General features: G+C 62.4%; 16 protein-coding genes. 3 read left to right on the plus strand and 13 right to left on the minus strand.

Features of this window, described 5'->3' with window-relative positions:
• Positions 1 to 24 precede the first annotated feature (24 nt).
• Complete coding sequence (locus NJ69_RS00345; protein ID WP_029613932.1) at positions 25 to 384, plus strand: BON domain-containing protein; 360 nt, start codon at positions 25 to 27, stop codon at positions 382 to 384.
• Positions 385 to 489: 105 nt separating this feature from the next.
• On the opposite strand, the gene NJ69_RS00350 is transcribed toward NJ69_RS00345, so the two are convergent.
• From NJ69_RS00350 to dksA, 12 genes are all read right to left on the minus strand, one after another.
• Entirely contained in the window at positions 490 to 3,426 is a 2,937-nt protein-coding gene (locus NJ69_RS00350) for a DUF748 domain-containing protein (RefSeq protein WP_039575138.1), read from the minus strand.
• Between the two features lie 77 nt (positions 3,427 to 3,503).
• Positions 3,504 to 4,373: an oxygenase MpaB family protein gene (locus NJ69_RS00355; protein WP_039575140.1), complete on the minus strand. Its 870-nt coding sequence runs from the start codon at positions 4,371 to 4,373 to the stop codon at positions 3,504 to 3,506.
• Positions 4,374 to 4,384: 11 nt separating this feature from the next.
• Positions 4,385 to 6,049 (minus strand): glucose-6-phosphate isomerase, encoded by a 1,665-nt coding sequence (gene pgi / locus NJ69_RS00360; RefSeq protein WP_039575142.1) that lies wholly within the window; start codon positions 6,047 to 6,049, stop codon positions 4,385 to 4,387.
• A 195-nt stretch (positions 6,050 to 6,244) separates the two neighbouring features.
• Entirely contained in the window at positions 6,245 to 7,108 is an 864-nt protein-coding gene (gene panC, locus NJ69_RS00365; protein ID WP_039575144.1) for a pantoate--beta-alanine ligase, read from the minus strand.
• A complete protein-coding gene (panB, locus tag NJ69_RS00370) occupies positions 7,105 to 7,905 on the minus strand; it encodes a 3-methyl-2-oxobutanoate hydroxymethyltransferase (protein ID WP_029613936.1) in 801 nt (266 codons plus the stop codon). Before panB ends, panC begins: the two co-directional genes overlap by 4 nt.
• Positions 7,906 to 8,156: 251 nt before the next feature.
• On the minus strand, positions 8,157 to 8,636 hold the full coding sequence (folK, locus tag NJ69_RS00375; protein WP_029613937.1) for a 2-amino-4-hydroxy-6-hydroxymethyldihydropteridine diphosphokinase: 480 nt from the start codon (positions 8,634 to 8,636) through the stop codon (positions 8,157 to 8,159).
• A gap of 2 nt (positions 8,637 to 8,638) precedes the next feature.
• Entirely contained in the window at positions 8,639 to 10,021 is a 1,383-nt protein-coding gene (locus NJ69_RS00380) for a polynucleotide adenylyltransferase PcnB (RefSeq protein WP_039575148.1), read from the minus strand.
• Between the two features lie 742 nt (positions 10,022 to 10,763).
• On the minus strand, positions 10,764 to 12,212 hold the full coding sequence (locus NJ69_RS00385; protein WP_039575151.1) for a sigma-54-dependent transcriptional regulator: 1,449 nt from the start codon (positions 12,210 to 12,212) through the stop codon (positions 10,764 to 10,766).
• Between the two features lie 4 nt (positions 12,213 to 12,216).
• Complete coding sequence (locus NJ69_RS00390; protein ID WP_162889489.1) at positions 12,217 to 15,192, minus strand: sensor histidine kinase; 2,976 nt, start codon at positions 15,190 to 15,192, stop codon at positions 12,217 to 12,219.
• Positions 15,176 to 15,352: a hypothetical protein gene (locus NJ69_RS22565; protein ID WP_003250005.1), complete on the minus strand. Its 177-nt coding sequence runs from the start codon at positions 15,350 to 15,352 to the stop codon at positions 15,176 to 15,178. Before NJ69_RS22565 ends, NJ69_RS00390 begins: the two co-directional genes overlap by 17 nt.
• A 161-nt stretch (positions 15,353 to 15,513) precedes the next feature.
• Positions 15,514 to 16,401, minus strand: a complete 888-nt coding sequence (gluQRS, locus tag NJ69_RS00400) for a tRNA glutamyl-Q(34) synthetase GluQRS (protein WP_039575215.1) — start codon at positions 16,399 to 16,401, stop codon at positions 15,514 to 15,516.
• Positions 16,402 to 16,464: 63 nt separating this feature from the next.
• A complete protein-coding gene (dksA, locus tag NJ69_RS00405) occupies positions 16,465 to 16,911 on the minus strand; it encodes an RNA polymerase-binding protein DksA (RefSeq protein WP_029612663.1) in 447 nt (148 codons plus the stop codon).
• Positions 16,912 to 17,122: 211 nt separating this feature from the next.
• On the opposite strand from dksA, the gene NJ69_RS00410 reads away from it, so the two are divergent.
• Both NJ69_RS00410 and sfsA read left to right on the plus strand, forming a co-directional pair.
• The gene (locus tag NJ69_RS00410) at positions 17,123 to 18,295 is read left to right on the plus strand and encodes a pyridoxal phosphate-dependent aminotransferase (protein ID WP_039575218.1); all 1,173 of its coding nucleotides are present in this window, start codon (positions 17,123 to 17,125) and stop codon (positions 18,293 to 18,295) included.
• Complete coding sequence (sfsA, locus tag NJ69_RS00415; RefSeq protein WP_039575220.1) at positions 18,295 to 19,008, plus strand: DNA/RNA nuclease SfsA; 714 nt, start codon at positions 18,295 to 18,297, stop codon at positions 19,006 to 19,008. The genes NJ69_RS00410 and sfsA overlap by 1 nt, the downstream gene beginning before the upstream one ends.
• Here the strand turns inward: sfsA and NJ69_RS00420 are convergent.
• Positions 18,998 to 19,315: a Rieske (2Fe-2S) protein gene (locus tag NJ69_RS00420; protein WP_039575222.1), complete on the minus strand. Its 318-nt coding sequence runs from the start codon at positions 19,313 to 19,315 to the stop codon at positions 18,998 to 19,000. The genes sfsA and NJ69_RS00420 overlap by 11 nt on opposite strands.
• Between the last annotated feature and the right edge of the window lie 95 nt (positions 19,316 to 19,410).

Below are 19,410 nucleotides of genomic sequence, written 5' to 3' on the forward strand. Positions count from 1 at the left end.
TTTCGATAAACAGGAGTGAACCACATGAAGAAGTTTGCCATTGCTGCCGCTACTGCTACTGCTCTGACTCTGTCCATGGCTAACGGTGTATTCGCCGCAGAAGCTACTCAGGCTCCAGTAATGCTGGCTTCCAATCAGCCGGTAGCTGATGCCAAGCAAGAAACCTCTGACACCTGGATCACCACCAAGGTGAAGGCTGATCTGCTGACCGAGAAAGGCATTCCGGGCTCCGATATCAAAGTTGAAACCACTCACGGTGTAGTCGCTCTGTCCTCGAAGGATGGCGTGACCCTGACTTCGGCTCAGAAAGATACCGCTGTGATGATCGCCAAGAAAATCAAAGGCGTTAAGAGCGTTACCGCTGAAGCGCTGAAGACTCAGTAAGTCTCTGTGCTAGGCCCGATGGAACGGGCCAGTAGAACGAAAGCCCCGGCCATTGGCCGGGGCTTTTTGCTGAGTGAGCACAAAGCTTGGGACTCTGTTCAGGACTCACTCCGCATCCAGATGCATCGGTGTGATCACACGTCCGTCAGCTTCGGCTTTGCCGAGTGTGGTATCGATGAAATACACCCGATCATCTTCAAGCTTACCGTGATCCACCAAGTAGTCTTTGATGCTGCTAGCGCGTTCCCGGGCCAGGCTGCGCAGCAGTGCGGCGCTTTCTGCCCAAGACCTGATAACCGCCTCGCGCAGCTTGGTCGTGCGCTCGTCGCGACTCAGCTTCTCCCACTCGGCAGGCGGTTGCTGTTTGAGGCGAGTGCGATAGATGCCCTCGAGCATTGCCGGTTTGTCGCTGTCGTCGACCACCAGCATCGAGGCGTTGGCTGGAACCTTGTCGCCGCGGCGCTGGAGGATTTTGTACCAAGTGCTCTGGTATTCGCGCTCCAGGCGTTGCTGGGCAATCAACGGGCCATCGCTGGTCTGCGCGCTGGTACCCTCGATTTCCAGGCGTAGCTCGGGCCTCTGCTTCAATGCAGCGGCCAGCTTGTCCAGATCGCCCTTGGCAGCAGTGCTCAGATCACTGGAGCCAGGCGCGAAGGCTACCGTGCCCAAGTCTTGCGAGCCGCCGCCAGCGATCAGTCCACCGATGAACTTGAACGGCGCCTGCGCTGCGCGAAGCACCAGATTGCGCATCGTTTGCCAGACGATCGGCATGACACTGAACTGAGGGTTGTTCAGGTCGCCGGAGACGGGCAGCTCGATCGAGATGCGGCCCTGGGTGTCCTTGAGCAATGCCACCGCCAGGCGAATCGGCAGGTCCACGGCATCAGGGCTGTCGACGCGCTCGCCCAGTTGCAACTGTTCGACCACCACCTTGTTCTCGGCCTTGAGTTGGCCCTTGGTGATCACGTAGTGCAGGTCGAGGTCCAGGCGCCCTTTGCGGATACGGTAGCCGGCGAATTTGCCCGAATACGGCGTCAGCGTGGTGAGCTCGACGCGCCGGAAGCGCGTGGCGATGTCCAGACTGGCCATCGGATCGAACGGATTCAACGCGCCTTTGATGGTGACTGGCGCATAGCGGTCGACCTTGCCTTGGATATCGACTTTGGCTGGCTGCGACTGGTGATTGTCGATGGTGCCGATCTGGCCGTTGAGCTGCTGAACGGCCGTGGCGAAATTGGGTGTCAAGGTCAGGTCGGCGAAGTTGGCCGAACCGTCGTTGATGTCGATCTGGCCAATGCGGATGCCCAGCGGTTTATCAGCGCTGGCGGTAGCCGGTTTGCGCTCGCCGCTCGACGAGCTTGCGCTGGTTTGCGGGATCAGCAGGTCGTCGATGCTGGTGGTGCGGTCTTCGTTGATGATGAAGCGCGCGTAGGGTTGCTGCAGGGTGACTTTGTCGATCGACAATGCATTGCCATGCACGTAGGACAAGCCATCGACGTTGACCTGCTGCCACTTGACGAAGTCTCGGCCCTTGATGGTGTCGAGGGTGTGCAACTGATTGACCTGCGCCTTGCCTGTGAGGCTGAAGGCCAGTGGCTGGGTACCCTTGAGGTCGACGTCGAGATCGCTGGCGAGCATGCCGCTGCGCAGTTCCAGGCGAATGAAGGGACTGATGTAGGCCTGGGCCACGCGCAGGTCGATGTCGCGGGTACTGACGTTCAGCTTGGCCGTGACTGGCGCGAGGTTGACTTGACCCGCGGCCTGCAGCTTGCCCTGACGGCCGACACCGGTGTCCAGTTTCAAGGTGAAAGGCGACTTGTTCAGGCTGTCGAAGCCTTTGAGGTCGAGATTCAGCGGGCCGACATCGAGCTCTACGGGGTCCTGTTGGCTGCGATCTGCCAGATGGATCAAGTAATCGCGTGCCTGCACGTCCTTGAGCAGTACCTGCCAGGGCTTGCTTGGCGCCGTTGCGGCCTGTTCGGGGGCAACGGGCTCGGCGGTAGCTGGCTCGGCCTTTTGCTTGGGTGTGACCTTGGCCGGCTGGCTGGCGAACAATTTCTGCCAGTCGAGCTGACCATCGCGCTCAAGTGCGGCCCAGGTTTCGAGCTTTTCGCTGCGGACCTTGCCAACGCTGACCCGTTGCTTGGCGAGATCGACCGAGGTGTCGCTGATTTCCAGCTTCGCCAGACGGGCCAGTTTACGGCCATCCGGCGCCTTAATGGCGAACGGTGCGATGCGCAGCGAGGCGTTGTCCAGCAACAGTTCGGTCTGTTTGGACAGGTTGAGCTTGTAATGCGTGTCGAGGCTGAGCTTGCCTTCCTCGAGCACCAGCGGCACGGCGTCGCGCACATAAGGCCAGAACAGCTTCATTTTGCCGTCGGTGATTTTCAGGGTGCCTTCGGAGGCGATCGGGGACAGGCTGAGGTTGCCACTCCAGTCGATCCGACCGCCATTGGGGCCGTTGGCTACCAGTGTCATATCCGCGCTGTCGTCGGGCAGGGTGCTGAGGTTCTTAAGCTCCAGGTTCATCGAGTCGTAGAGAAACTCGATGGGCTCGCTCGGGCGCAGATCCTGGAAGTGCAGGTAGCCTTCGTTGAGCTTGATGCGGGCGATGCGCAGTGGGAAGGGGTCGCTCGGCGTTTCGTCCGCCTTGGGCTCGCTTGGCGGCAGCTTGAACAGGTGTGAGAGGTTGAGGCTGCCATCCTTGGCGAACAGCAGTTCGGTGCGCGGCTTGTCCAGCTCGATGGCGTCCAGATGCAGGGCTCCGGTCCACAGACTGTCGAGTGAAAGATTGGCATAGAGGCGCTCGAACCCGACCTGCTCCTTCCCTGGCTCGCCCACCTGCAGGCCCCACAGGGTCAATTCGAGGGTGAAAGGATTGAACTCGATGCGCTGCAGGTGTGCCGGCACGGTGGCGTAGTGGGCCAACTGCTGGTTGGCGATGCGCAGAGCGACGCCGGGGAGGATGAAGAAACCCATGAGGCTGTAGAGGGCCACGATGGCTAGCAGGGCGCCGATGGCGCGGATCAATCCTTTGGGCATGTGCGGCGTCGTCTGTCGCGAACGGAGGTGCCTTGGAGTATGGCACGGCTGATCGGTTCCGAAACATCGGACAAACCCTAGATCAGGTCCATTCGCCTGCGGGCACGCTGAGCCGAGCCATTGCGCATCGCCCAGCGCAGTATCGGCGCGATCTGCTTCACCCCGAGACGTACTAACTGGCGCTTGAGCGAACTCTGACGTTGCCCGAGGAGATCGTTGGCCCATAAGGGCAGCAGGTCGATGCCCGCCTGCAGCATGAGTGTGCCAACGGGCTGCGCCACTCGGCTGGGCGCCGGCGCAGCGAGCAGGATTTGCACGACTTCCAGGCTACGGTCATCACAGCACAATTGCGGGCGCATGCCTTGCAGATAGTCTTGCACTTGCCTGCAGGAGCGCGGCACATCGCGCGCACCTAGTCGCTCGGCGACGAGGGCGATTTCCGCGTAGTAGGCGTCCTGGTCGCCAGTGGACATCTGCGGGTTGCGGTAGCGCAGATGTGCGGCGAGGAAGCTGCTCACCTCGGCGACGTGCACCCAGGTGAGCAGGTTTGGGTCGCTGGCTGCGTAGGGGCGTCCATCGGGCGCGATGCCGACGACCTGAAGGTGAATCTTGCGGACCTTTTCGATCAGCCATTGCGCATCCTGGGTCGAGCCGAAGGTCGTGCCGGAGATGAATTGGCTGGTCCGACGTAGGCGTCCGAGCAAATCTTCACGAAAGTTGGAATGGTCCCACACCCCGGCCAGCGCCAGGGGGTGGAGCAGTTGCAGCATCAGCGCACTGATGCCGCCGATCAGCATGCTGGGGAAGTCGCCATGGACCCGCCAGCTCACGCTGTGTGGACCAAACAGGCCCGGATCGCCCTTGGGCGACTCCAGGTCGAGTTGACCGAGCGCAAGCCCGGTCATGCTCATCAGCTGAGTTTCGATACGGCGACGCAGTGCTTCCACGGGCGTGTGGATCAACCGCGGTGACGTCCGCGGAAGTAGTTGATCAGACCTTGGGTCGAGCCGTCCTCTGCGCTTTCCTCAAGGCTGCCCACCAGACGCTGGTACACGCCTTTGCCTAGCTCCTTGCCCAGTTCGACGCCCCACTGGTCGAAGGCGTTGATGCCCCAGATCACGCTCTGCACGAAGACCTTGTGTTCGTACATCGCCACCAGCGCGCCCAGGCGCCGCGGGCTGATGCGCTCGACCACCAACGTATTGCTCGGACGGTTGCCCGGGATGACCTTGTGCGGCGCAAGCGTTTCCACGTCCGCCTCGTTGAGCCCCTTGGCGCGCAACTCGGTTTCTGCTTCCTCGCGCGTTTTGCCGAGCATCAGGGCCTGGCTTTGCGACAGGCAGTTGGCGTAGAGCCACTGGTGGTGGTCGGCCACTGGGTTGAAGCTGACCACCGGCACGATGAAGTCGGCCGGGATCATCTGGGTGCCTTGGTGGAGCAACTGGTGGTAGGCGTGCTGACCATTGCAGCCGACGCCGCCCCAGATCACCGGGCCGGTCTCGGTCTTCACCGGCGAGCCATCGGTCAGCACGCTTTTGCCGTTGGACTCCATGTCCAGCTGTTGCAGGTGCTTGGTGATGTTACGCAGGTAGTGATCGTAGGGCAGGATGGCGTGGCTACTGGCGTTCCAGAAATTGCCGTACCACACGCCCAGCAGGGCGAGCAGCACTGGCATGTTCTTCTCGAACGGCGCAGTCTGGAAATGCTGGTCCATGGTATAGGCCCCGGACAGCAGTTCCTTGAAGTTGGCGGTGCCGATGGCCAGGGCAATCGGCAAACCGATGGCCGACCACAGCGAATAGCGCCCGCCGACCCAGTCCCACATCGGGAAGATGTTCTCTTCACGGATACCAAACGCCACGGCCGCAGTCTTGTTGCTGGAGACAGCAATGAAGTGACGGTAGAGCTCGGCTTCCGAGCCGCCCTGGGCCAGGTACCAGGTGCGAGCAGCCTGGGCATTCTTCAGCGTTTCGAGGGTGTTGAACGATTTCGACGAAACGATGAACAAGGTGGTCTCGGCGCGCAGCTTGGCTGACAGCTCATGGAATTCGCTGCCGTCGATATTGGCCAGGTAATGGCAGCGTACGCCGCGCTGGGCGTATGGCAGCAGCGCCTCGGAGACCAACTCCGGGCCCAGGAAGGAGCCGCCGATACCGATGTTCACCACATCGGTGATCGGCTTCTCGCTGTAGCCACGCCACAGCCCGTCATGGATGCGTCCTACCAGTTCGGTGATCTGGTTGAGCACCTTGTGCACTTCCGGCATCACGTTGACGCCGCCGACATTGAGCTTGTCGCCGACCGGGCGGCGCAGGGCGGTGTGCAGCACAGGACGGCCTTCGGAGCCGTTGATGATCTCACCGCTGAACATGGCCTTGATTGCCTCTTCAAGGCCCACTTCCCGCGCCAGGTCGACCAGCAGGTCGCGGGTCTGTTCGGTAATCAGGTTCTTCGAATAGTCCAGGAACAGGCCGCAGCTGCTGAGCGAGAACTGCTCGAAGCGCTTGGGGTCGGCGGCGAAGGCTTCTCGCATGCTGAACCCCTGCATGGCGTCGCGGTGCTGTTTGAGCGCTTGCCAGGCGGGCAGGGCCGTCACGTCGTGGGGAGTGCGGTAATACGCCATTGCGGGTGGTTTCCTTCGGGCATGGTCTGGCTTGGACACTGGCAGTCATTGCCAGTTGCAAGAAAAGGCCATTATAGGCATTGGTCCGATGGCGGGAATGGGAGCGGTGCTGCGGGGGATGAAATTTTTGCGAGAAATGCGGCAAGGTGCTGCGAGCAGGCTCTGCGCGTTTGTCTGCGCAGAGCCTGCAAGGTCTTATGCAGCAGGCTCTTCAAGGTGCAGGTAGAGGTTGTCGATCAACCGCGTAGTGCCTAGATAAGCCGCCGCGAGAATGACCAGGTCTCGGTCGTCGATCACGGCTGGCTTGAGCGTCAGCGCATGGCGGATTTCCAGATAGTCCGGGCGCAGTCCCGCATTGATCAGGTGCGCCTGACCTTCGGCGAGCAGCGTCGAGAAATCTCGCCGACCGCGACCCAGTCCTTCGGCCAGCGCCCGCAGGACCTGATACAGCACCGGCGCCGTAGCGCGCTGGTCCGGACTCAAGTAGCCGTTGCGCGAGGACAGCGCCAAGCCGTCCTCGGCACGCACGGTCGGCTCGCCGATGATCTGGATCGGCATGTTCAGGTCGCGCACCATGGCGCGAATGACTGCCAGTTGCTGGTAGTCCTTCTCACCGAACACGGCTAGATCCGGCTGAACCATGTTGAACAGCTTGCTCACCACGGTCGCTACACCTTCGAAGTGGCCCGGGCGGCTGGCGCCGCACAGTCCCTCTGACAGATGCGGCACGCTGACTCGGGTCTGCACGCCCATGCCATCGGGATACATCTCCTCGACCGCTGGCGCGAACAGCAGGTTGCAGCCTGCCTGCAGCAGCGTTGCCTGATCGGCGACCAGGGTGCGCGGGTACTTGTCCAGATCCTCGCCGGCGCCGAACTGCAGCGGGTTGACAAAGATGCTGGCAACCACGAAGTCGGCGCGCTGGGCCGCCTTGACGACCAGAGCGGCATGGCCGCTGTGCAGGTTGCCCATGGTCGGGACGAAGGCGATACGCTTGCCTTCGCCGCGCGCGCGCGCTACCGCAGCGCGTAATTCACGGACGGTCTTGACAGTATTCATGCGCTGAACCCATGTTCAGGTGCCGGGAAGGAGATGTCCTTGACCGCCTTGACGTAGGCCGCCAGGGCGCTGTCGATGCTGGGCTGACCCGCCATGAAGTTCTTCACGAACTTCGGCACGCGACCGCTGAGGGACAGGCCGAGCATGTCGTGCAGGACCAGCACCTGGCCATCGGTCCCGCTGCCGGCACCGATGCCGATCACTGGAATGCTCACAGCCTGGGCGATGTCCGTAGCCAGCGCGCTGGGTACGCATTCGAGCAATAGCATGGCCGCGCCTGCCTGTTGCAGGGCGAGGGCATCGGCGCGCATCTGCTGCGCCTGGGCCTCTTCGCGGCCTTGGACCTTGTAGCCGCCCAGTACATTGACTGTCTGCGGTGTCAGGCCCATGTGCGCACAGACCGGAACGCCACGGTCGGCCAGCAGGCGGATAGTGTCGCCCAGCCAGGCGGCGCCCTCGACCTTGATCATGTGCGCCCCCGCACGCATCAGCGTGGCGCAGTTGCTGAACGATTGTTCGAGGGTGGCGTGGGCCATGAACGGCAGATCAGCGAGGATCAGCGCACCCTGGTTGCCGCGTTTGACACAGGCGGTGTGGTAGGCCATCTCGGCGGTGGTGACTGGCAGTGTGCTGTCATGGCCTTGCAGGACCATGCCCAGCGAGTCGCCGACCAGCAGTACTTCGACGCCGGCCTGGCTTGCGGCCTTGGCGAAAGTGGCGTCGTAACAGGTCAGCATGGTGATTTTCTCACCCTTGGCCTTCAGGCCATGCAGGGTGGTGAGGGTGACTTCAGGCATGTAGCGAGATCCTCGTTCAGGCGCTGTGAAAAACGACTGCGTACAACGCGTGTATTCATCTTCCGGAGCGGCACATCATCGTGCGTGATGTTCGGGTCACAGGGCTGTCCGGGCCTAAATGGGTAGAGAGCGGCTGACGGGCGCCGCGGGACGCCTATAGTCGTGAGCGAGGTGGGGGAAGTCAATGACCCTGTTACCGCATTGTTACGCCCGGAGTGTTACTGCCGTTACCGGTGGCAGAAGTGCCCGGATTACAGGCGCTCCAGCCCCACGAAGGGGCAGGCCTGAAGCAGTTGCGCGAGGCGACGACCGTCGGCCAGGGTGAAGTCGGCGGGTACCAGTTCGGCCAGCGGGTAGAGCACGAACGGGCGGGCGTGCATATGGTAATGAGGCACTTTTAGCCGGGGGATATCGATGACGTCGTCGCCGAACAGGAGTATGTCCAGGTCGAGCGTGCGCGGTCCCCAGCGCTCCTTGCGCACTCGGCCTTGGTCGTTCTCTATACCTTGCAAAGCGTCGAGCAGCGCTAGCGGCGCCAGGCGGGTGTCGAGTGCCGCGACGGCATTGGTGTAGCGGGGCTGGCCGGGCAGCAAGGATTCACTGCCATACAGGCCCGAGGCGGCGACCAGGCGTGTCGCGGGGATGCGGTCCACAGCCTGGAGCGCACTGCGCAATTGCTCGTCGGGGGCGTCCAGGTTGCTGCCCAGGCCGATGTAGGCGCGAACGGTCATGCTCAGTCGAAGCTGCCTTCGCCGCCGGACTTGCGCTTGCTGCCACTGCGCTTGCGCTTGCGCGTGGTCGAGGCGCCGTCATCGCGGCTGCCCAGTTCGCGAATCATGTCGCGGCGTTCGCTGTCGTGGGCATCCTGGTAGTCGGTCCACCACTGGCCAAGGTCGTCGGTTTCCTCGCCGGCGCTTTCGCGCAGTAGCAGGAAATCGTAACCGGCCCGGAATCGTGGGTTGTCCAGCAGCATGTCGGCGCGTTTACCACTGCGCCGTGGCAGGCGCTCCTGCATGTCCCAGATCTCGCGGATCGGCAGGGTGAAGCGCTTGGGAATCGCGATGCGCTGGCACTGCTCGGCGATCAGGTCGTGGGCGGCTTCGTTCATCGCCGGGATCGGCGGCACTCCCTGACTCTGCAGGAACAGCGAGCGCGCCGGGAGGGCAGGCCAGAGCAGAGCAGCGAACAGGAAGGCTGGGGTGACCGGCTTGCCTTGCTTGACGCGCAGGTCGGTGTTACTCAACGCCTGGCTGATCAAGGTGTGGGTGTAGCTTGGGCGTTCGTCCAGCGCTTGGGCGCTGGCTGGGAACAGCGGCTCGAACAACTGCAAATCGACCAGCATCTCGAAGGCAATCGCCCCGTGGCCGGACAGGAACAGCTTCAATACTTCCTCGAAAAGGCGTGCTGGCGGGATCTCGCGCAACAGCTTGGCCAGGTCGCGGATGGGCTGAACGGTATGTTTTTCGATGCCGAAATCCAGCTTGGCGGCGAAACGCACCGCCCGCAGCATACGGACGGGATCTTCCTGATAGCGATGGGTGGGATCGCCGATCAGACGCAGCAAACGGTTACGGATGTCGTGCACGCCATTGGCGTAGTCCAGGATGCGCTCGCTGACCGGATCGTAGTACAGCGCGTTGATGGTGAAGTCGCGGCGCTGGGCATCGTCTTCGAGCGTGCCGTAGACGTTGTCGCGCAGAATGCGTCCGCTGGAGTTGTGCGACGAACGGTGGGTGTCGCCTTGGTCTTCCTCGCTGTGGTGGGCACGGAAGGTGGCAACCTCGATGATTTCGCGGCCGAAATGGATATGCACCAGCTTGAACCGGCGACCGATGATCCGCGCATTGCGAAACTCGGCGCGGACCTGCTCGGGTGTGGCGCTGGTGGCGACATCGAAGTCTTTGGGGGCGATGCCCAGCAGCAGGTCACGCACGCAGCCGCCGACCAGATAGGCCTGGTACCCAGCGCTCTGCAGGCGCTCGACGATGCTCACGGCGTGGCGGCTGAACTGGCTGCGCTGGAGCGAGTGCTGGCTCTGATTGATCACCTCAGGCGTGGTGCGCCTGTGCTGACCACGGAGGGGAGGACGGAACGACTGGAACAGCTTCTTCAGCATGGGATGCACTGTATGAAGGAATGTTCGGCCAAGACTAGGAGAATGGCCGCATGATGGCGGGGGATTCTAGCATTTACTGTCGGGATGGTGTAGGCAGTGCCGCGAAGGGATTCTGATGGGGGTAGAAACGACAAGGGGAGCCTAAGCTCCCCTTCAAGTCGTTGCGTGCTCTTATTGTTTTTTTATCGGGCTTCTTGTTTTTGTTGAGTGCCCTGTCCACCGATATTTACGCTGTGGACGCCCCATGTTTGGGGTGAAGAGCAAACGGATTGCTTTGGTCGCTGAGTCATGCTGATCATTCGATCCAACCAGTTCAGGCGCTGCTTTAGTGCAGTGTTGTTGTTCTCAGCCTGGTTGTGGGGCAAGCCCAAACACAACGCCTCTCCAAAAGAATCAGTTAGCTGCGCCTCCGCCGTCTTGTTCTTGTTATGCGTGAGTCGTTTCGTCTTGTTCTTATTTTGAATTGCCGTGCTTGTTATTGTTCTTGTACGAAAGATATAGCAGGTGCCGTGCCAACTTTGTGAGGGCCAATGAAATCGGGGGTTTGGGCGATTTTAGGCGTGAAGCTTGTCGGCGAAATGATGAGATTTCGTTACCGTATGCCTCGGTTTGTTACGCCAGGGGCGGACGAGGTAACAGATTTTTCACGTCGGAGGGGCGCTACTGGATGGCACGCTGAAGGCGGGGGCTCGGCGGGACATGTCCGGTGCTACACGTTGGGCGTGTCCCGCGTCGCGAATGATCAGTTTTCGCTGGCTACGTTACTCTTGCGTCGCGGGATGCCCAGGCGCTGGCGCCGTTCCCACAAGCATTTGCGACTGACGCCGAGTTTTCGTGCCAGTTCGGTTTCGGTCATGTGGTCCTGATGCTCGAGTACGAAATGCTGGAAATAGTCTTCCAGCGACAGGTCCTCGGTAGGTTCGTGGCTGGCGTTGCTGGTGCTGACGCCACCTGCTGGGTGAAGACCTTCGAGCATGTCGTCGTCCAGGTCGGCCAATTCGATATCGATGCCCAACAGATCGGCCGATATTTCCGGACTTTCGCTGAGGATGACTGCCCGCTCGACCGCGTTTTCCAGTTCACGCACGTTCCCGGGCCAATGGTAATGACGAATGGCCTGCTCGGCATCGGCCGCGAAATGCAGGTCGTCGCGGCCGATGCGTGCGCTCTGGCGAGCGAGGAAGGCATCGGCGATCTGGTTGACATCGCTGCCGCGCTCGCGCAGGGCCGGCAACTTGAGGGCGATGACATGCAGGCGGTAGTAGAGGTCTTCGCGGAACTGTCCTGCTTTGGCAAGGTTCTTCAGGTCACGGTGGGTGGCGGCGATCAGGCGCACATCGACCTTTTGCGACTGCACCGATCCGACCCGGCGGATCTCGCCTTCCTGAAGCACACGCAACAGGCGAGCCTGGGCCTCTAGCGGCAACTCGCCGATTTCGTCGAGGAACAGAGTGCCACCGTCTGCCGCCTCCACCAGGCCGGCGCGGCCGGCGCTGGCACCGGTGAAGGCGCCTTTTTCGTGGCCGAACAGCTCGGATTCGATCAGGGTCTCCGGAATCGCCGCGCAGTTGACGGAAATCATCGGCGCCTTGGCGCGGCGCGAGAGGTTGTGCAGCGCGCGGGCCACCAGCTCCTTGCCGGTGCCGGACTCGCCCTGGATCAGCACATTGGAGTCGGTGGGCGCGACTTTGCGGATTTTACTGAACAGGTCCTGCATGGGCGCACAGGCGCCGATGATGCCGATCTCGCCATTGGCCGGGGCATTCATGGGCTTTTCGGCTGCCCCACCCTTGCCGGGGCGGCTTGGTTCGGCGGCAGTGGTGGCGCTGGCGAAAGCACTTTGGCGGTCGCGCAGAATGCGGGCGACGGCTTGCAGCATTTCATCGTGGTCGAACGGTTTGGCGATGTAGTCCACCGCGCCCATCTTCATCGAATCGACTGCCGAGCGCAGGCTGGCATAGCTGGTCATGATCAACACCGGCTTGCCTTCTCCGAGCTTGATCAGTTCGGTCCCGGGAGCGCCGGGCAGGCGCAGGTCGCTGACGATCAAATCGAAGGAGGCAATGCTGAAGCGCTCCTGGGCTTCCTGTACCGAGCCGGCTTCGCTGACCTGATACTGGTTGCGTTCCAGCAGTCGGCGCAGGGCCGAGCGAATGATGGTTTCGTCTTCGACGATCAGAATGTGCGGCATTGATTCAATTCTCTCGACGGTCTCGAATGTCAGGGGACGTCGCTACGACATGCCGGGGCAGGGTCACGCGGATCCGTGTGCCACATTGCCGATCAGGATCGGCCGGGCTGTCGATGGTGATTTGCCCATAATGCTCTTCCACGATGGAATAGACCAGCGCAAGCCCCAGTCCGGTTCCTTCGCCTGGATCCTTGGTGGTGAAGAACGGCTCGAACAGGCGATCCATGATGTTTTTCGGAATGCCGCTGCCTTCGTCTTCGACGATCAGGTCGACGGTGTGTTCGCTCGCTTCGCTACGCACACGCACCGCACTGCCCGGTGGCGAGGCATCGCGGGCGTTGGACAGCAGGTTGATCAATACCTGGGCCAGGCGCTGCGGATCGCCTTCGGCCCAATGGTCGGGGTCACACAGGTTGAAGAACTGCACCTCGAAATTGCGCCGGTTCAGGGCCAGCAGCCCGATCGCATCCTGCGCCACCTCGGCCAGGGCCACCGGTTCTTCGTTGTTCTGATGGCTGCCACCGGCGTGGGCGAAGCTCATCAGTGACTGGACAATGCGTGACACGCGTTTGGTCTGCTCAAGGATCTGGCTGGACAGCTCGATGATCTCACCGTCGTCTTCGCGTTCCTCGCGCAGGTTCTGCGCCAGGCAGGCGATGCCGGTGATCGGGTTGCCGATCTCGTGAGCCACGCCCGCCGCCAGGCGACCGATGCTGGCCAGACGTTCGGAGTGCACCAGCTTCTCCTCCAGCGCCTGGTTTTCGGTGAGGTCTTCGACCAGCAGCACCAGGCCGCTGTTGCCCGGAGCCAGCGGTTCGTCGATCGCCGCCTTGTGCAGGTTGAGCCAGCGCGGCTGGCCGTCGAGCGCCAGGCGTTGTTTGTGCAGGTGCTCGTCAGGCAGGTTGATGAAGCCTTCGAGCAAACCGCGCCAGGGTTCGGCGATGGTGATCAGGCGCGACCCCACCACATGCTTGGCGGCGATCCCGGTCAGTTCCTCCATGGCCTTGTTCCACATCAGGATCTCTTGATCCTTGGCCAGCGAGCAGACGCCCATGGGCAGTTCCTGAAGCGTCTGGCGGTGATAGCGGCGCAGGGCGTCGAGCTCGGCGGCAAGGCCGGTCAAGCGCGAGTGGTAGTCTTCCAGCCGGCTTTCGATGAAGTGGATGTCTTCGGTGACGTAGTTCTCGTTCCCGGACTTGTAGGGCAAGAAGGTCTCGACCATGTCTTGGGCCACGCTGGGACCCATGAGTCCCGAAAGGTTGGCTTCGATGCGATCACGTAGTCGACGCAGGGCGTAGGGACGGCGCTCGTCGAACGGCAGGTAGAGGTCGCGCAGGGCCTGCTCGACCTCTTTCTGTGCGGCCTTGGCCCCCAGCGGCTTGGCCAGTTGGGTGGCGAACTCCTGGGGTGAGGCAGCGTGCAGTTCGCGACGCTGTGGGCGGCGCACGTTGTCGACGGCACAGGCCTCGGCGGCGCTGACTTCCTCGCTGCTGGCATTGGTGAACAGCGATATCAAGGTAAACAGCAGGACGTTGGCGGCCAGCGAAGCGATGGCTGCCATGTGCCAACTGGTGTCGTCCAGTACGTAGATCATGTCCAGCAGGGGAATGTAGAAGCCTTGCACGTTGCCCAGCAGTGGCAGCAGCATGGTCACCAGCCAGACCAGGGTGCCAGCCAGCAGGCCCGCGATGAAGCCGCGGCGGTTGGCGGTCGGCCAGTACAGCACCGAGAGCACGCCGGGCAGGAACTGCAGGGTGGCGACGAAGGCGACGATGCCTAGGTTGGCCAGGCTCTGGTGGGTATTCTGGGTCAGGTAGAAGACAAAGCCCGCGGTGATGATCGCCACGATCAGGGCGCGACGGGTCCACTTCAGCCAGCGGTAGATATTGCCCTCGGCCGGTGGCTGGTACAGCGGCAGCACCAGGTGATTGAGCGCCATGCCCGACAGCGCCAGGGTGGTGACGATGATCAGGCCGCTGGCGGCGGAAAGCCCGCCGACATAGGCCAGCAAGGCCAGCGCTTCGTTATTGGCGGCGATGCCCAGGCCCAGTGTGAAGTACTCTGGATTGGTGCTCGCGCCCAGGCGCAGACCGGCCCACAGCACCAGCGGCACCGCCAGGCTCATCAGCAGCAGGAACAGCGGCAGGCCCCAACTGGCACTGACCAGGGCGCGGGGACTGAGGTTCTCGGTGAAGGCCATGTGGTACATGTGCGGCATGACGATGGCCGAGGCGAAGAATACCAGCAGCAAGGTGCGCCATGGGCCTTCCTGCAGCGGGGTGTGCAAGGCTGCCAGTGCGGTCTGGTTCTGCAGCAGCCAGACTTCCAACTCGTGCGGACCTCCGAACACGCCGTACAGCGCATACAGGCCGATGCCGCCCAGTGCCAGCAGCTTGATCACCGACTCGAAGGCGATGGCGAACACCAGGCCTTCGTGTTTTTCGCGGGTGGCGATGTGCCGCGAGCCGAAGAAGATGGTGAACAGCACGATCAGCACACAGAAGGCGAAGGCGACCCGTGCCTTGACCGGCTCGCCGGTGAGGATGCTGATGGAGTCGGCCACCGCCTGTATTTGCAGGGCCAGTAGCGGCAGCACGCCGATCAGCATGATCACCGTGGTCAGGGCGCCGGCCCAGGTGCTGCGAAAGCGAAAGGCCAGCAGGTCGGCCAGCGAAGAGAGCTGGTAGGTGCGGGTGATCTTGAGGATCGGATAGAGCAGAACGGGGGCCAACAGAAAGGCGCCGGACACGCCCAGGTAGCAGGCAAGGAAACCATAGCCGTATTGGTAGGCCAGACCTACCGAGCCGTAGAAGGCCCAGGCGCTGGCGTAGACGCCCAAGGACAACGTGTAGGTCAGGGGATGGCGGATGACCGAGCGCGGGATCAGCCCGCGCTCGCTGATCCAGGCCACGCCGAACAGCACCAGCAGGTAGGCGGCGCTGATCAGGATCATCTGGGTCAGGCTAAAGCTCATCGGCATCTCGTTGGCTCTGCAGGATGAAGGTGACGACGATCAGGATCAGCCAGAGCAGGTAAGGGCGATACCAGGCTCCGGTCGGTTCGATCCACCAGTCCATGATGGCCGGGGAGAACAGGTAGATCCCCACGACCAGAAGCAGGACCAAGCGATAGATATACATGCGGGCCTCGATGGCAAGGTGCTGCGCAAGTGAGCTTCTTATTATTGGCGCAAACGTCCGGGGCGATGCTAGCGGGATTCGCACTCGTTCGCCAAGGATTTGAATTGGCTGGGCTTTTTATCACGCAGAAAGGAGCGGTGGCCGGCGGGGGCGCCGTGGCCTCAGCTCAGTTCGGCCTCGGGTAACGAGGGCCGCGCCGGGATTGCGTCGGGGCGCCATTGCGCGATCGCCTGGGCCAGCACCTCACTGGGGGGCGCGCTCGACAGCGTTGCCGGTGCCTGCTGACCCAGCGCTCGAAGTGCTCGTAGCAGCAGCGGTGTCGCCTGTTCGGCCGGCAGCGGCGGCGAGCGGTAGGTCTTGCCCAGTTTGTGGCCGTCAGGTTGGGTGATCAACGGGATGTGCAGGTAGCGCGGCTGCGAGAAGCCGAGCAATTCCTGGAGGTACAGCTGGCGCGGTGTGTTGTCGAGCAGGTCGGCGCCACGCACGATGTCGGTAACTCCCTGCCAGGCATCGTCCAGGACCACCGCCAGTTGATAGGCGTACAGTCCGTCGCGACGCTGGATGACGAAATCGCCCACCTCGCGGCCCAAATGCTGCTCGAAGCGACCTTGCACGCGGTCGTCGAAGCGGTAGATCAGTTCAGGGACCCGGATGCGGATGGCCGCGTTTTCGCGAGCATGGCCCGCGTTGCGACAAAAGCCGGGATAGAGGCCGCCATGCCCCTCGAGCTGCTTGCGCGAGCAGGTACAGGCGTAGGCCAGGCCCATGCTGAACAGCCGATCGACCACGGCGGCGTAGGCGTCGTGGCGCTGACTCTGGAAGACCACCTCGCCGTCCCAGTGCAGGCCGTAGCGCTCCAGCGTCTGCAGAATGGCGTCGCGCGCGCCAGGCATCTCGCGGGGCGGATCGGTGTCTTCCATGCGTAGCAACCATCGGCCGCCTGCGGCGCGTGCGTCGAGCCAGGAGGCCAGGGCGGCGACCAGTGAGCCGAAGTGCAGGAAACCGCTGGGAGTGGGGGCGAAGCGGCCTATATAGCGGGAGTCTTTCATGGGCATGTCAGGCATATAAATGAAATGGGGCGCTAGATGCGCCCCATTCGGATGAAGTCAGGATCAGCCCTTGCCGGCCGATTTTTCCTTCTTCTCGGCAATTTCCTTGCAGTCGAAGCACAGGTCGGCCGTTGGGCGAGCTTCCAGCCGGCGCAGGCCGATCTCGATACCGCAGGTGTCGCACCAGCCGTATTCTTCGTCCTGGATTTTCTGCAGGGTCTTGTCGATCTTCTTGATCAACTTGCGTTCGCGATCGCGGTTGCGCAGTTCAAGCGCGAATTCTTCTTCCTGGCTCGCACGGTCGGCCGGGTCCGGGAAATTCGCCGCTTCGTCCTTCATGTGGTCCACAGTGCGGTCCACACTGATCATCAGCTCGCCTTTCCAGGCGCTGAGCAGCTTGGTGAAGTGCGCGCGCATGGGAGCGCCCATGTATTCCTCACCCTTGGTTTCGACATAGGGCTCGACACCGTACATGGTCTGACCGGTTTTTTGCTTTTCTACGGTGGACATGAATAGACCGCCTCTCACTCATCTGATCCAATGCGCAGGATGCTCCATTTCCGGCGACCGCCGGCCCTGCGACTGCGAGCCGCCGAACTTACCAGATAGGTCGGGGGTTGCGCTAGCCCGCCCGATCCGAGGTATTGACAGCGGCCCGCCGCGTCCGTTCTGTGTCGGTCGACAGTAGAATCATCAGTCTAGTCCCAAACGAGAGAAGGTCATGGCCCATTCCTACAGTGCGCGCAGTCGCGCCATCGAACCCTTCCATGTCATGGCCCTGCTGGCACGGGCCAATGAGCTGCAAGCGGCAGGTCATGATGTGATTCATCTTGAGATCGGCGAGCCGGACTTCACCACCGCCGCGCCGATCGTCGAGGCCGGTCAGGCCGCGCTGGCCGCCGGCCACACCCGCTACACCGCCGCCCGCGGTCTGCCGGCGTTGCGTGAGGCGATCGCCGGTTTCTATGGCCAACGCTACGGCGTGTCGGTCGATCCCGAGCGTGTCCTGATCACCCCCGGAGGCTCCGGTGCACTGCTGCTGGCCAGCAGTCTGCTGGTGGACCCAGGCAAGCATTGGCTGTTGGCCGACCCTGGATATCCGTGCAATCGCCATTTCCTGCGTTTGGTGGAGGGCGGCGCGCAACTGGTACCGGTGGGGCCGGAAGTGAATTACCAGCTCAACGCCGACCTGGTGCAGCGCCACTGGAACCACGACACCGTCGGTGCCTTGGTGGCCTCACCTGCCAATCCGACCGGCACGGTGCTGGGTCGCAACGACTTGGCCAGCCTGTCTCAGGCCACGCGCGAGCGCCATGGGCATCTGGTGGTGGACGAGATCTATCATGGCCTGACCTACGGCATGCAAGCGCCCAGCGTGCTGGAGGTCGATAACGAAGCCTTCGTGCTGAATAGTTTTTCCAAGTATTTCGGCATGACCGGTTGGCGCCTCGGCTGGCTGGTCGCGCCGCCCTCGGCGGTGGCCGATTTGGAAAAACTGGCCCAGAACCTCTACATCAGCGCCCCGAGCATGGCCCAGCATGCGGCGCTCGCCTGTTTCCAGCCCGACACCCTGGCGATTCTCGAAGAGCGCCGTGCGGCGTTTGCCCGCCGCCGTGATTATCTGCTACCTGCCCTGCGCGGGCTGGGCTTCGGAATCGCCGTAGAGCCGCAAGGCGCTTTCTATCTATATGCCGACATCAGCGCCTTTGGCGGCGATGCCTTCGCGTTCTGCCGGCATTTCCTCGAAACAGAGCATCTGGCCTTCACGCCCGGCCTGGATTTCGGTCGCCACCAAGCCGGCCACCATGTGCGCTTTGCCTACACCCAGAGCCTGCCGCGTCTTGAGCAGGCGGTGCAACGCATCGAGCGCGGTCTGCGGAGCTGGCAAGGCTGATGCGCTTCGATCCTCCACTCGAACGGGCGCGCCTGCTGCGCCGCTACAAGCGTTTCCTTGCCGATATCGAACTGGACAGTGGCGAGCACTTGACCATTCACTGCCCGAACACCGGCTCCATGCTCAACTGCATGCGTGAGGGTGGACAGGTATGGTTCAGCCGCTCCAACGACCCGAAGCGCAAGCTGCCCGGCACCTGGGAGATCAGCGAGACGCCGCAGGGGCGCCTGGCCTGCGTCAACACCGGTCGGGCCAACGCCTTGGTCGACGAGGCCCTGCGCGCTGGCGTCATCGCCGAACTGGCCGGCTTCACCGCGCTGCGGCGCGAAGTGGCGTATGGCGAGGAGGGCAGTCGCATCGATTTTCGGCTCGAATTCGCCGAGGGCCCGGCCTACGTCGAAGTCAAGAGCGTCACCCTGGGCTATCCCGACAGCACGGTGGCTGCCTTTCCGGATGCCGTGACCCAGCGCGGCGCCAAGCACTTGCGCGAGTTGGCGGCATTGGCGCGCCAGGGCATTCGCGCGGTGCAACTGTATTGCGTCAATCTCACAGGGATAGAGGCGGTACGCCCGGCCGAGGAAATCGATGCGGCCTACGCCAAGGCGTTGCGAGCTGCGGTGGCTGACGGCGTCGAAGTATTGGCTTATGGCGCGCGCCTGGATGCCGAGCAGATCGTGCTCGAACGTCGCTTGCCGGTGCTGCTCAACCCTTGAGCCAGATGCCGCTGCTGTCCTCATGACAGTCCAGTGCGTGCAGGGCTTCGCCTTCGCAAGGCCCGGCGATGCACTCGCCGGATTCGATCAGGAACAGTGCCCCATGATGGGCACAGTGGATCAGGCTGGCGCTGTCGTCGAGAAAGGCCTGCTCATCCCAATTCAGCGCGATGCCGCGGTGTGGACAGCGGTTTCGGTAGAGGTAGACCCGACCCTGACGGCGCACGCCGAACAGCGATTGACCGGCTACGCTGAAGGCGCGGCTGCTGCCTTCGGCTAGTGATTCGGTGGGGCAGAGGAAATGCATGGTAGGCGTCACTCTCGAAAGCGGTAGTCGCTTGACGCATCAATGCGAATAATTATCAAATTGACCCTGTTCACTGCGTCAGCCTTCCTATGGTG

Origin of the sequence: Pseudomonas parafulva (assembly GCF_000800255.1) — a bacterium.
Taxonomy (GTDB): domain Bacteria; phylum Pseudomonadota; class Gammaproteobacteria; order Pseudomonadales; family Pseudomonadaceae; genus Aquipseudomonas; species Aquipseudomonas boreofloridensis.